Annotated in this window: 9 protein-coding genes and 3 pseudogenes; 5 read left to right on the plus strand and 7 right to left on the minus strand. The window is 69.9% G+C overall.

The window, feature by feature from the left end; all coding sequences use genetic code 11:
* Positions 1-17: 17 nt before the first annotated feature.
* The 6 genes and pseudogenes from rapZ to rsgA form a co-directional block, all read right to left on the minus strand.
* Complete coding sequence (gene rapZ / locus ABD332_RS17615) at positions 18-890, minus strand: RNase adapter RapZ (protein WP_344503015.1); 873 nt, start codon at positions 888-890, stop codon at positions 18-20.
* Positions 891-1873: 983 nt separating this feature from the next.
* A complete protein-coding gene (gene uvrC / locus ABD332_RS17620) occupies positions 1874-3901 on the minus strand; it encodes an excinuclease ABC subunit UvrC (RefSeq protein ID WP_344503016.1) in 2028 nt (675 codons plus the stop codon).
* Positions 3902-3954: 53 nt separating this feature from the next.
* The gene (locus ABD332_RS17625; RefSeq protein WP_344503017.1) at positions 3955-4377 is read right to left on the minus strand and encodes a Rieske (2Fe-2S) protein; all 423 of its coding nucleotides are present in this window, start codon (positions 4375-4377) and stop codon (positions 3955-3957) included.
* A gap of 140 nt (positions 4378-4517) precedes the next feature.
* Entirely contained in the window at positions 4518-5027 is a 510-nt protein-coding gene (locus ABD332_RS17630; RefSeq protein WP_344503018.1) for a Rieske (2Fe-2S) protein, read from the minus strand.
* A 337-nt stretch (positions 5028-5364) separates the two neighbouring features.
* Positions 5365-8304: pseudogene (gene uvrA / locus ABD332_RS17635) on the minus strand (excinuclease ABC subunit UvrA); the annotation flags it as partial.
* 149 nt (positions 8305-8453) lie between these two features.
* The gene (gene rsgA, locus ABD332_RS17640) at positions 8454-9479 is read right to left on the minus strand and encodes a ribosome small subunit-dependent GTPase A (RefSeq protein WP_344503019.1); all 1026 of its coding nucleotides are present in this window, start codon (positions 9477-9479) and stop codon (positions 8454-8456) included.
* 89 nt (positions 9480-9568) lie between these two features.
* On the opposite strand from rsgA, the gene ABD332_RS17645 reads away from it, so the two are divergent.
* The 5 genes and pseudogenes from ABD332_RS17645 to ABD332_RS17665 all read left to right on the plus strand — a co-directional run.
* A complete protein-coding gene (locus tag ABD332_RS17645; protein WP_344503020.1) occupies positions 9569-10003 on the plus strand; it encodes a hypothetical protein in 435 nt (144 codons plus the stop codon).
* 115 nt (positions 10004-10118) lie between these two features.
* A complete protein-coding gene (locus ABD332_RS17650) occupies positions 10119-10796 on the plus strand; it encodes a maleylpyruvate isomerase family mycothiol-dependent enzyme (RefSeq protein ID WP_344503021.1) in 678 nt (225 codons plus the stop codon).
* 85 nt (positions 10797-10881) lie between these two features.
* Positions 10882-11475, plus strand: a complete 594-nt coding sequence (locus ABD332_RS17655; protein ID WP_344503022.1) for an MBL fold metallo-hydrolase — start codon at positions 10882-10884, stop codon at positions 11473-11475.
* Positions 11476-11588: 113 nt separating this feature from the next.
* The gene (locus ABD332_RS17660; RefSeq protein ID WP_344503023.1) at positions 11589-12836 is read left to right on the plus strand and encodes an ATP-binding protein; all 1248 of its coding nucleotides are present in this window, start codon (positions 11589-11591) and stop codon (positions 12834-12836) included.
* Between the two features lie 45 nt (positions 12837-12881).
* A pseudogene (locus tag ABD332_RS17665) lies at positions 12882-13070 on the plus strand (MBL fold metallo-hydrolase); the annotation flags it as partial.
* Positions 13071-13126: 56 nt separating this feature from the next.
* Here the strand turns inward: ABD332_RS17665 and ABD332_RS60085 are convergent.
* Positions 13127-13243: pseudogene (locus ABD332_RS60085) on the minus strand (hypothetical protein); the annotation flags it as partial.
* Between the last annotated feature and the right edge of the window lie 63 nt (positions 13244-13306).

A 13306-nucleotide genomic window follows, 5' to 3' on the forward strand; every position in this document is an offset into this window, starting at 1 on the left:
CATCACCTCCGCTGCGATCATTCGCGCCCCAGGTCGCGGTGCTGCGGTGCGGCGGCGAGGCGCATCTCGCGCAGCCGCCGGGCGAGCTCCTCGGCGATCGCGACGCTGCGGTGCTTGCCACCCGTGCACCCGACGGCGATCGTGAGGTAGCGCTTGCCTTCCCGCTCGAAGCCTGGAGCGGTCGCGTTGATCAGCCGGGCGTACGTCTCCACGAACGTGACCGCGCCGCGCTGCCCGAGCACGTACCGGCTCACGTCGGTCTCGCGTCCCGTGTGCTCGCGCAGCTCCGGCACCCAGTACGGGTTCGGCAGGAACCTCGCGTCGAGAACGAAGTCGGCGTCGGGCGGCAGGCCGTACTTGAAGCCGAACGACAGCACCGTGACCCTGATCTGGGTCGTGTCCTCCTCGCCGAACATCTCCTCGATGCGCCCGCGGAGCTGGTTGACGTTGAGGTGGCTGGTGTCGATCAGCACGTCCGCCTGCTCGCGGGCCTCCTGGAGCAGCTTCCGCTCAGCGGCGATGCCGTCCGACAGCCGCCCGCCGCCCTGCAACGGATGCGACCGGCGCACGCTCTCGAACCGCCGGATCAGCACCTCGTCGTCGGCGTCGACGAACACCATCCGCGGGTTGAACCCCCGCTCCCGCAACGACTTCACCGCGCCCGGCAGATCGGTGGAGAACGCGTGGCTGCGCACGTCGAGCACCATCGCCGTGCGCCGCGCCGCCCCCCGCGCCGCGAACGCCAGCTCCGCCATGTCGAGCAGCAGAGCCTGCGGCAGGTTGTCCACGACGTAATACCCGACGTTCTCCAGCGCCCGGGCGACCGTGCTCCGCCCTCCGCCGGACACCCCCGTCACGATGACCAGGTCGGTCGCCGTGCGGTCAGGCACCCCCGACGCTTCTTCGCTCACCACGCCGACGAGTTTATGCCGTGCCGCCCGCCCGTCCGGCGGCTCGGTCGGTTTGTACCTTTTCAGGGTCCCCAGCCCAGCCGGGGAAGCCCGAATGACGCCCTCCACAGCGCCGAACCTGCACGGGAACGGAGCCGGGCCGATCAGCGCGACCACACCACTGAACGCACACCCACGCCCATGCGGGCAGGCCGCCTCCACCCCGCCGGCCTGCCCGGCCGCTCCCACAGCGACCGGCGAACCCGCAAGCAGATCCCTCAGCCGCCAACCGGCCACCACCATGATCGAAGGACGCCCCTGGCCGTCCAGACGACCACCACGCGACTTCGATCACTCCGTGCGAAAGCCAACGACGGCGTGGAATCACCGAATGACGCCCTCGACGGCGCTGGACCATGCGAGAACGGCGGCCGACCCGCACGCGGATCCCTCAACCAAAACCCAGCCGCCACCATGATCGAAGGACGCCCCTGGCCGCCCGGACAACCACCACACGACATCGATCACGACACCCACCACCACAACCGCCCCGCCGGCCACCAAGACCGCCCGCGAGAGGGGGCAGCACTGGTTGTGACCACGACGGCGGGCGCGGCCTCAGCGCCCGGTGTGATGTGGATGGGTTGTGAAAGCCAACGACAGCGTGGAAGCGCCGAATGACACTCGACGGCGCTGAACCATGCGAGGACGGCAGCCGAGGAATCACCGCGACCACGGCACGGAGGGCGACCACGTCACCTGGCGCCCGCCCCAGCCGGGCGGAAAAGAACCCACCTCCGTGCTGGCCTGATCAGTAACCCACAGAGATCGGCGAACCCGCACGGACAGCAGCGCAACGTCAGCCGACCCGTAGGCGGATCCCTCAACCGAAACCAGCCACCGCCAGAATCGAAGGACGACGGCTATGACCACGATCGATCCGCTGGGCGGAGACCGAGACCGTGGGCGACGTCTGCGGTCGGTTAGGAATCGGAGGGCGAAGAGGTCGGGTCGATCACCGGCGGTAAGGAGGCAGGAGCCGGCGCCAACGATGCGGCCGGTAAAGAGGGCGTGGCCGGCGCGGGCGAAGGTGGGCCGTTCAGAGCGACCAGAATCGCCTCCGCCGTCCGGCGGCCGATGCCCGGCACCTCGGCGATCTCATCGATGCTGGCCGCCTTGAGACGCTTCAATGAGCCGAAATGGCGCAGCAGCGCTTTGCGGCGGATTTCGCCGAGGCCGGGGACGTTGTCGAGCGTCGATTCGGTCATGCGCTTGGAGCGCTTCTGGCGGTGGTAGGTGATGGCGAAGCGGTGGGCCTCGTCGCGGGCGCGCTGCAGGAGATAGAGGCCCTCGGAGGCGCGGGGCAGGATGACGGGGAACTCGTCGTCGGGGAGCCAGACCTCCTCCAGCCGCTTGGCCAGGCCGCAGATGGTGATGTCGTCGATGCCGAGGTCGAGCAGGACCTGGGCGGCGGCGTTGACCTGGGGCTGGCCGCCGTCCACGACGACGAGCTGGGGCGGGTAGGCGAACTTGCGGGGCCGGCCGGTCGTCGGGTCGATGCCGGGGCGGGACGGGTCGACGTCCTCCTCGGCCAGCGAGTCGAGCTCGACCTTGGCGTCCAGGTAGCGGGCGAAGCGCCGCCGCAGGACCTCGGAGATGGCGGAGACGTCGTCGGTGGCGCCGTTGATGGCGAAGCGCCGGTATTCGCTCTTGCGGGACAGTCCGTCCTCGAAGACGACCATGCTGGCGACGACGTCGGTGCCCTGGATCTGGGAGATGTCGTAGCACTCGATGCGCAGCGGGGCGGTCTGCATGCCGAGCGCCTCGGCGATCTCCTCCAGGGCCTTGCTGCGGGTGCTCAGGTCGCCGGCGCGGCGAAGCTTGTGCTGCTGGAGGGCCTGCTCGGCGTTGCGCGCGACGGTCTCGGCGAGGGCCTTCTTGTCGCCGCGCTGCGGCACGCGGATCGCGACCCGGCTGCCGCGCAGCTTGCTCAGCCAGTCGGCGAGCGCGTCGACGTCGGCCGGCAGCTCGGGGACGAGCAGCTCCTTGGGCAGGTCGGCGGGGTCGGTGCCGGCCTCGGCGCCGTAGATCTGGCTGCAGAAGTGGTGGACGAGGTCGCCGGCGCTGAGGTCCTCGGTCTTCTCCACGACCCAGCCGCGCTGGCCGCGGACCCGGCCGCCGCGCACGTGGAACACCTGGACGGCCGCTTCCAGGGGGTCGTCGGCGAACGCGACCACGTCGGCGTCGGTGCCGTCGCCGAGCACGACCGCCTGCTTCTCCACCGCCCGGCGCAGCGCGCCCAGGTCGTCGCGGATGCGGGCGGCGCGCTCGAAGTCCAGCTCGTCGGAGGCGGCGAACATCTCCCGCTCGAGCCGCTTGACCATCGTGTCGGTCTTGCCGGCCATGAAGTCGCAGAAGTCGTCGACGATGCGGCGGTGCTCCTCCTCGCTGACCCGGTCGACGCACGGCGCGGAGCACTTGCCGATATAGCCCAGCAGGCAGGGGCGGCCGATCTGGCCGGCGCGCTTGAACACGCCGGACGAGCAGGTCCGCGCCGGGAAAACGCGCATCAGCAGGTCGAGGGTCTCGCGGATCGCCCAGGCGTGCGCGTAGGGGCCGAAGTAGCGCACACCCTTGCGCTTGGCGCCGCGCATCACCTGCAGGCGCGGATAGGCCTCGTCGAGCGTGACCGCCAGATACGGGTAGCTCTTGTCGTCCCGGTAGCGGACGTTGAACCTGGGGTCATACTCCTTGATCCAGTTGTATTCGAGCTGGAGCGCCTCGACCTCGGTGCCGACCGTGACCCAGTCGACCTTCGCCGCGGTGGTGACCATCTGCTGGGTGCGCGCGTGCAGGGTCCACACGTCGGCGAAGTAGGAGTTGAGCCGCTGCCGCAGGCTCTTGGCCTTGCCCACGTAGATGACGCGCCCCGACGGGTCGCGGAACCGGTAGACCCCTGGCGTGTCGGGAATGGTCCCGGGTGCGGGTCGATACGTGGACGGATCTGGCACTCTTCGAGACTATCCGGGGGGTACGACAAAACGCCGACCCCCCGGAAGCGCGCTCACGCCAGGGAGATGTTGTCCCCGTCGACCTTCAGGGTCTTCTCGGCCAGTCCCTTGGTGGCCGGGCCGTTCTTCACGGAGCCGTCGGCCGCGGAGAAGACGCTGCCGTGGCACCGGCAGTTGATCGCGCCGGCCGAGACGTCGGAGACGACGCACGACTGGTGGGTGCAGATCGAGCTGAACGCCTTGAACTGCCCGGCCTCCGGCTGGGTGACGACAACGCCGCCGCCGTCCTTGAAGATCTTGCCGCCGCCGACAGGGATGTCGGCCTTGGTCGCCAGGACGCCTGAGGCGGCACCGCCGGTGCTGCTGTCGCCGGTCTTGCCGCTGTCGTCACTGTCGTCTCCACAGGCGGCGAGTGCCGTCACGGCCGTGATTCCGGCCGCTCCGGCGAGCACCGCGCGGCGAGTCGTGTCACTCATAGGCTCCTCCAAGGTCGTTGGCCTGCTGGCTACGCCAGGAAATACGTAGATCATGGAGCGTACGGTTCAATGCTCAACAAACTCTGAGAATCCGTTACCCGCCCGTGACATTCGCAGCGATCACACAACGAGACGGACGCCTAGGCCTCGACCACGTACCCTGCCTGCACCTTTACCGGCACAGCGTTCAACCCACGCGTCGCCGGCCCCCGCGCGAGGCTGCCGTCCGCGATCTTGAACTGCGAGTTGTGCCCCGGGCACATGATCGTCGTCGCTCCGGGCGACGGAGGCTCCACGGTGACACCCTGGTGGGGGCAGCTCGCCTGGTACGCCTTGAACGTCCCCTGCTTCGCCTGCACCACGAGAATCGTGTCCTTGGCGATCACACCGCCACCGACGGGCACGTCCTTCACGGCGACCAGCGCACCCGCCGGCGGCGCCGCGTCGCTGGCACCCGTCGCGGGCGCGGTGTTGTCGAACGGGTTGGCCGCGGTCGTCGGCGCGGCGGAGGCAGGCGGCTGGCTGCCCGCGGCCGCCGGGGTCTCCTCGTCGCCGCCGCAGCCCGCGAGCACCGTCACGCCGAGCGCGCCCGCGCCCAGCAGCAGTGCCCGGCGGGCCGAGCAAGGGTTGAACACGTCCTGAACCGGCACGTCTTGTCCTCCTGGGGTGAGGGCCTTGCCAGCGGCCACCGTAGCAGCGCCCGATCCGCACCGTTCCTCGGTCACCGCATCCGCCAGCAGGCGGCCCTCTCCCCCGTTCCGACGTTTCCGCTGGTACGACACCGGCAGAACGAAACAGCAGCCAGACGCCGGTCGATCAGCCCTTCGCGGCCGCCTTCTTCGCCGGGGCGCGCTTCGCGGGTGCCGCCTTGGTCGCCTTCGCGCGTGTGGCGGTCGCCTTGGCCGGCCGCGCGGCCGCGGTCCGGGCCGGCTCCGCCGCCGGGAGGTCGTCGGGCTCCACGGTCGAGACCGCCGCCCGGGTCCGCGGCGCCGCGGCCTTCCGGCCGGCCCGAGCCGGTGCGGACACCGCGCCGTTGGCCTTGACCGCCCGGTCGCGGGCCGTGGTGTCGCCGCTGACGTCGCCCTTCAGGCCCAGCACCGGCCGCAGGAACTTGCCCGTGTGGCTGTCGGCGATCTCCGCGACCTCCTCCGGCGTGCCCACCGCGACCACCGTGCCGCCCTTGTGACCGCCCTCGGGGCCCATGTCGATGAGCCAGTCCGCCGACTTGATGACGTCGAGGTTGTGCTCGATGACGATCACGGTGTTGCCCTTGTCGACGAGACTCTGCAGCACGATGAGCAGCTTGCGGATGTCCTCGAAGTGCAGGCCGGTCGTCGGCTCGTCCAGCACGTACACGGTGCGGCCGGTGGACCGCTTCTGCAGCTCCGACGCGAGCTTGACCCGCTGCGCCTCGCCGCCGGAGAGCGTCGGCGCGGGCTGGCCGAGGCGCACGTAGCCCAGGCCCACGTCGTTGAGCGTCTTCAGGTGCCGGTGGATGGCGGGGATGGCCTCGAAGAAGCCCGCGGCCTCCTCGATCGGCATGTCGAGGATCTCCGCGATCGTGCGGCCCTTGTAGTGCACCTCGAGGGTCTCGCGGTTGTACCGCGCACCCTTGCAGACCTCGCACGGCACGTACACGTCGGGCAGGAAGTTCATCTCGATCTTGATCGTGCCGTCGCCGGCGCACGCCTCGCAGCGCCCGCCCTTCACGTTGAACGAGAAGCGTCCCGGACCGTAACCACGCACCTTGGCCTCGGTGGTCTCGGCGAAGAGCTTCCGGACGTTGTCGAACACGCCCGTGTAGGTGGCCGGGTTGGACCTGGGGGTGCGGCCGATCGGTGACTGGTCGACGCCGACGACCTTGTCGACCTGCTCGAGCCCCGAGATGCGGGTGTGCCGGCCGGGCACCAGCCGGGCGCCGTTGACGACGTTGGCGAGGACCGCGTGGAGGATGTCGTTGACCAGGGTCGACTTGCCGGACCCGGACACGCCGGTCACCGCCACGAACTGCCCGAGCGGAAACGGGACGGTCAGGTTCTGCAGGTTGTGCTCGCGAGCGCCGACGACGACCAGCTCGCGGCCGGGCGTGCGGGGCCGGCGGATCTCCGGCGTCGGGATGCTGCGCCGGCCCGCCAGGTAGGCACCGGTCACCGACTCCTCGGCGGTGATCAGCTCCTCATACGGCCCGCTGTGCACGACCCGGCCGCCGTGCTCGCCGGCGCCGGGGCCGATGTCGACGATCCAGTCGGCGGTGCGGATCGTGTCCTCGTCATGCTCGACCACGATCAGCGTGTTGCCGAGCCGCTTGAGCCGCGTCAGGGTCTCGATGAGCCGGTGGTTGTCCCGCTGGTGCAGGCCGATGCTGGGCTCGTCCAGCACGTACAGGACGCCGACGAGACCGGAGCCGATCTGGGTCGCGAGCCGGATGCGCTGCGCCTCGCCGCCGGACAGGGTGCCGGAGGCACGGTCCAGGGACAGGTAGTCGAGGCCGACGTCGACGAGGAACCGCAGCCGGGCGTTGATCTCCTTCAGGACCCGCTCGGCGATGAGCTTCTGCCGGTCGGTGAGGGTCATCGCGCCGAGCAGCTCCGCGCAGTCACCGACGGACAGGTTGCAGATGTCGGCGATGCTGTGCCCGGCGATGGTGACCGCGAGGATCTCGGGCTTGAGCCGGGACCCGCCGCAGGTGCCGCAGGGCACGTCGCGCATGTATCCCTCGTACTTGTCGCGGGACCAGTCGCTCTCGGTGTCGGAGTGCCGGCGCTCGATCCACTGCACCACGCCCTCGAAGCCGGTGTAGTAGGAGCGCTCGCGGCCGTACTTGTTGCGGTACCGGACGTGGACCTGGTCCTCCGACCCGTACATGATCGCCTTCTGCGCCCGCGACGACAGCGCGCGCCAGGGCGTGTCCAGGGTGAAGCCGGCCTCCGCACCCAGGGCCTCCAGCAGGCGGAGGAAGTATTCGAGGGTGTGGCCGGTGGCCCAGGGCGCGATCGCGCCGCCGCGGAGGGTCTGCTCCGGGTCGGGCACGATCAGCTCCGGGTCGACCTCCTTCTTGGTGCCGATGCCGGTGCAGTCGGGGCAGGCGCCGTAGGGCGCGTTGAACGAGAACGAGCGGGGCTCGAGGTCCTCGATCGACAGCGGGTGCTCGTTGGGGCAGGCGAGGTGCTCGGAGAAGAGCCGCTCGCGGTGCTCGTCGTCCTCGGGCACGTCGACGAACTCGAGGATGACGATGCCGGCGGCGAGCTTCAGCGCGGTCTCGACCGAGTCGGTGAGCCGCTGCTTGGACGACGCCTTCACCGAGAGCCGGTCGACGACGACCTCGATGGTGTGCTTCTCCTGCTTCTTGAGCTTCGGCGGCTCGGTCAGCGGGTGCACGACGCCGTCGATGCGGGCCCGCGCATACCCCTTCGACTGCAGCTCCTGGAAGAGGTCGAGGTATTCGCCCTTGCGGCCGCGCACGACCGGGGCGAGCACCTGGAAGCGGGTGCCCTCCTCCATCGCGAGGACCCGGTCGACGATCTGCTGCGGCGTCTGCCGCGTGATCAGCTCGCCGCAGACGGGGCAGTGCGGCTCGCCGATGCGCGCATACAGCAGTCGCAGGTAGTCATACACCTCGGTGATCGTGCCGACCGTCGAGCGCGGGTTGCGCGAGGTCGACTTCTGGTCGATGGAGACCGCCGGCGACAACCCCTCGATGAAGTCGACGTCGGGCTTGTCCATCTGGCCGAGGAACTGGCGTGCGTAGGACGACAGCGACTCCACATACCGCCGCTGCCCCTCGGCGAAGATCGTGTCGAACGCGAGGCTCGACTTGCCGGAGCCCGAGAGCCCGGTGAACACGATCATCGCGTCGCGCGGCAGGTCGAGACTGACGTCACGGAGGTTGTGCTCCCGAGCGCCACGGATGATCAGACGATCCGACATGCTTCCCCTTGGCAGTGAATATGTCCGCCAGCAGCGGCAAAGAGTCCGGCAGCGGTGATTTTGTCCGGTTCGGACACCGTCACGGTGCCAGCCGACAACTCTAGCCAGGGGGTATGACAATTTTCCGCGCCCGAACGAGGGAACCCCCGCTACGGGCGTGCCAGCCGTCGCCGGTCGCGGCTCTCGCGCTTGAGCCGCCGTACCGATGCCAGCTTCTGCTCTTTCTGCAGTTTCTGCCAACTCGCGAAGCGGCGGGGGCTGAGCTCGCCGTCCTCGACCGCGGCCCGGACCGCGCAGCCGGGCTCCTCACCGTGCCGGCAGTCGTCGAACCGGCACAGCGTCGCGAGCTGCGTCACGTCGGCGAACGCCCGGTCCAGGCCCGCCGCGGTGTCGAACATGCCGACGAGCCGCACCCCGGGCGTGTCGAGGACCGCACCGCCGCCAGGCATGGGAATTAGTGCCCGATATGTGGTGGTGTGCCGCCCGCGTCCGTCGCCACGCAACGCCTGCGTCTGCATCACCGGCGCCCCGGCGAGGGCGTTGACGAGACTCGATTTTCCGGCACCGGACTGCCCCAGGAGGCCGAGCGTCCGCCCGTACGCCACGAGCGGCCGCAACGCGTCGAGCCCCATCCCCGTGCGGGAGCTGACCGCATGGACCTCGACCCCGTCCGGCATCTGCCCGGCGAGCGCCTCCGGATCCGCGGCCAGGTCGCATTTCGTCAGGACCAGCACCGGCCGCGCCCCCGACTCCCACGCCAGGGCGAGCAGCCGCTCGATACGCCCGAGGTCCGGCGACGGGTCGACCGGCTCCACGACCGCCACCGCGTCCACGTTGGCGGCCAGGACCTGCCCGAACGACTCCTCACCGGCGACGGCCCTGATGATCGCGGTGCGCCTGGGCAGCACCGCCTCGGCCGTCAGCCGGCCGTCCGGCCACGTCCGGACGACGAGCCAGTCCCCCGCGCACGGCAGCGACCCGGGATCGGCCGCGGCACGCGCCAGCAGGCCCCCCGACAGGCTCGCGCGGAGCGGGCCGTCGGACGCGATCGCCGTACACACGCCGCGATCGACGCGGCTGACCCGCGCCGGCCGGAAACCGGGCAGGTCGAACCGGCCGGAGTACAGCGCGGCGTACGCGGCGTCCCAGCCCAGAGCTGACAGGTCAATAATCATGAACATCCTTTGCGAACCCGTGTTCGGAAATCCACGGTAGGTAGCGCGTCCACACCGCGAAACCGAATATCGGGGCTATCGTCGGGTGCGTGCTCCCCTCGCATGTGCTGGCCAGCGCCGTCGGACTGCGCCTGGACCGGGCCGATGTCCAGTGGCACGTCTCACCCGGCCAGGACGACTCGCTCATGCGCTTCTGGCTGACGTTCGCCGGCGTCTCGTACGGCTTCCACGTCGGCGCCGAGGACGAGATCCTCGACGTCATCGTGGAGGAGTGCGGCACCGACGCCGACATGGGCGTCTACGGCCGGCTCGAGGTCAGAGCCGCCGCCCCTCGCGACCCGGCCTCCGCCGCGGTCGGGCAGCGCCTCGTGGCCGTGCACGACCTGTACGCCGGCTACCTGGGCAAACCCATCGGCGCCCGGCTCAGCTTCGAGCACGTCGACCTCAGCGTCGCCGACTGGGAGGACGAGCTGCACTGGGCCGCCGGCGACCTGCCACCCGCCGTCGGCGTCCGCCAACGCTGATCTTTTCCGCGTTTGCAGGTGGTGTACGAACGAAGCCCCGTCACCGTCCGGCGGATCTTGTCGGTGGCCTTTTTTGTCGGCAAGTCTTGTCGGTGGGGGGCGGTAGGGTTGGGCGGTGACGGCTGATCCACTCGTGCTGAGCGCGGAGCTCGACCGCGCCACCGCCCGCCTCCTCGACACGGTCCGCACCCTCGACGGCAATGGTCTGGTCGCCCCTTCCCGCTGCGACGGCTGGACCCGCGGCCACGTCGTGACCCACCTCGCCCGCAATGCCGACGCCTACCGCAACCTGCTGCACTGGGCCCGCACCGGCGAGAAGACCCCCGCCTATGCCAGCCGCGAGGCCCGCGAGGCAGGCATCGCCGCCGGCGCCCCCCGCCCGCACGAAGAGCAGCTCGCCGACCTCACCACCGCCTGCGACCTGCTGCGCGAGTCGATGGAGACGATGCCCGCCGAGGGCTGGACCGCGCTCGTCGAGTGGGGCAGCACCGGCCCCACCCCCGCCGCCCGCGTCGTCTGGGCCCGCATCTGCGAGGTCGAGCTGCACCACGTCGACCTCGACGCCGGCTACGGCCCGGCCGACTGGCCCGCCTCGTTCGCCCTGCGCATCCTGCACGACCCCGCCACCCCACGCGTGGCGACCCTCGTCTCCGACGACGGCGCCAAGCTGCTGACCGTCGAGGACGCCCCCGTCGTCACCGGCCCGGCCCACCTCCTCGCCGCCTGGCTCACCGGCCGCGGCGACGGCACCGGCCTCACCGGCGACCTTCCTTCCCTGGAGGCCTGGAAATGAGCAGCCCGGAGCGCAGCGCAGGAGCTGCGAATCAGCATCGCAGGTTTGGCTCAGGCCGGCGCCGGAGCGCAGCGGAGGCGACGGCATGAGCGGTCTGACCTTCACCAAGCTCTCCGTCGGCCCGATGGACAACAACGCCTACCTGCTCACCTGCACCGCCACCGGCGACAGCCTGCTCATCGACGCCGCCAACGACGCCGAACGCCTGCTCCAGCTGATCGCCACCGCCCCGTCCGGCATCTCCACCGTGGTGACCACCCACCGCCACCAGGACCACTGGTTCGCACTCGAAGACGTCATCGAGGCCACCGGCGCCGCCTCCCTGGCCCACCCCGCCGACGCCCCCGAGATCCCGACCGCCACCGGCACCCTCAACGACGGCGACACCATCCCCCTCGGCGACTGCAACCTGACCGTCATCCACCTCGTCGGCCACACCCCCGGCTCGATCGCTCTCTACCACGACGGCCACCTCTGGACCGGCGACTCCCTCTTCCCCGGCGGCGTCGGCAACACCCGCGGCAACAAGGCAAACTTCGAGTCGCTGATCAACGACGTCACCACGAAGCTGTTCGACCGCTTTCCCGACGAGACCGAGTTCCACCCGGGGCACGGCAAGGACTCCACGCTGGGCGCGGAGCGGCCGTCGCTGGCCGAATGGCGCGCCCGCGGCTGGTGACGGAAGCAGTCGGCGGCTTCTCCGGCCAAATGACCACCAACTCAGCGGCCAGATGACCACGGATCTACCGGCCAAGTGACCACCGAGCTTGCGTCTGCGGCATACTGTGGCTCGTGGTTGATCTCGTTCAACGCCATGCGCAGGAGCTCGTGTCAGAAGCGCTTGCCGACACGCGGGTGGTGCTGGTGAACGGCGCCCGGCAGGCGGGGAAGAGCACGCTGACACGCTTGGCCACCGCCGGCCTGCCAGGCACGGTCATTCGCCTGCTGGACGACCCGGCGACGCTGCGCGCGGCGCAGGACGACCCGACCGGTTTCGTGGACCACGACGGGCTCATGGTGATCGACGAGATCCAGCTCACCCCGGAGTTGTTGCGACCCATCAAAGTTGTCGTCGATCTCGATCCGACACCTGGACGGTTCCTCCTCACCGGTTCGTCGCGCATCCTTGCGCTCCGGACGCTTCCCGATGCGCTGCCCGGCCGGATGGAGATCATCGAGCTGTGGCCGTTCTCCCAGGGCGAGATGAGCGGCGACCCCGACCAGTTCGTCGACGCCGCTTTCCGGCACGGCACGCGCATCGATCACACATCGGAGTGGCGGCGGAAGGACTACCTGGAGCGGGTCGTGGTCGGTGGCTTCCCCGAGGCGGTCCGCCGGACACCACGACGTCGAGCCGCCTTCTTCGACTCGTACCTCACGACACTGATCGAGCGTGATGTGCTCGAAATCGCGAACATCGAACGCCGCGGGGAACTGCTGAAGCTGCTGAGCCTGCTGGCCGGGCGCGCCGGTCAGCTGCTGGTGCCGGGCACCCTGGCCAGTCAGTCGGGCATCCCGCGCACCACCCTGGTCCGCTATCTCGAACTCCTCGGCTCGGTATTTCTGGTCAAGAGCGTCCCTGCCTGGTCGTCCAACCTGACCCAGCGCGCGGTCGGCACACCGAAGCTGGCGTTCGTCGACACGGGCGTGGCGTGCCATCTGATCGGGCAGGACGCGGCGCGGCTCGGCGAACCCGGCGGCGCCGCAGGCCCGATGATGGAGAACTTCGTCCTCATGGAGTTGGCTCGCCAGCTCACCTGGTCCACGGAGCGGGGAACGCTCCACCACTACCGGACCAAGGACGGCGTCGAGGTGGACGCGGTGATCGAGACCCCGGACGGTCGGGTGATCGGTATCGAGGTCAAGGCCGGCGCGACCGTTCGAACCGAGGATCTGACGGGCCTGCGGGGCCTCGCTAACGCACTCGGCGAACGGTTCGTCGCCGGTTACGTCCTGTACACCGGTCAACAGACGCTGCCGTTCGGCGACAAGATCCGAGCAGTACCACTGGACGCTCTGTGGCGTCTCGCGCCGAAATAACGTCGAGGACGACCGTCTGACCATGTTGGCTGCCAGGCGCCGCCACTCTTCCCCGGCGGCGTCGGCAACACCCGCGGCAACAAGGCCAACTTCGAGTCCCTCATCAACGACGTGACCACGAAGCTGTTCGACCGCTACCCCGACGACACCGTCTTCCACCCCGGCCACGACAAGGACTCCACCCTCGGCGCCGAGCGCCCCTCGCTGCCGGAGTGGCGCGCCCGCGGCTGGTAGAGGTGCACCTTCGGCTGACGGGCGACCCGTGAGCCCAGCGTCGTACCCCAGGCCGGGAGCCGGTGGATCAGGAACACCGCTTCCAGGAGCCGGAGGTGGTTCTCGGCACTGCTCTTCTCCATGCCGACCGCCTGTGCCGTCGCCGCGAGCTGATGCAGCAGGCGAGGAAGCATCTCCCGCTGCCGCACCCCGGCTCAGCTCGATCACGTCACGCTCGATCACCAGGTCCAGATAGT

Source organism: Dactylosporangium maewongense (genome assembly GCF_039531485.1).
Taxonomy (GTDB): Bacteria; Actinomycetota; Actinomycetes; order Mycobacteriales; family Micromonosporaceae; genus Dactylosporangium; species Dactylosporangium maewongense.

Bases quoted from the DNA above. Each gene is read 5' to 3' on its own strand.
- rsgA (WP_344503019.1), bottom strand. From the start codon at position 9,479: ATGATTATTGACCTGTCAGCTCTGGGCTGGGACGCCGCGTACGCCGCG.
- ABD332_RS17625 (WP_344503017.1), bottom strand. From the start codon at position 4,377: ATGAGTGACACGACTCGCCGCGCGGTGCTCGCCGGAGCGGCCGGAATC.
- ABD332_RS17655 (WP_344503022.1), top strand. From the start codon at position 10,882: ATGAGCGGTCTGACCTTCACCAAGCTCTCCGTCGGCCCGATGGACAAC.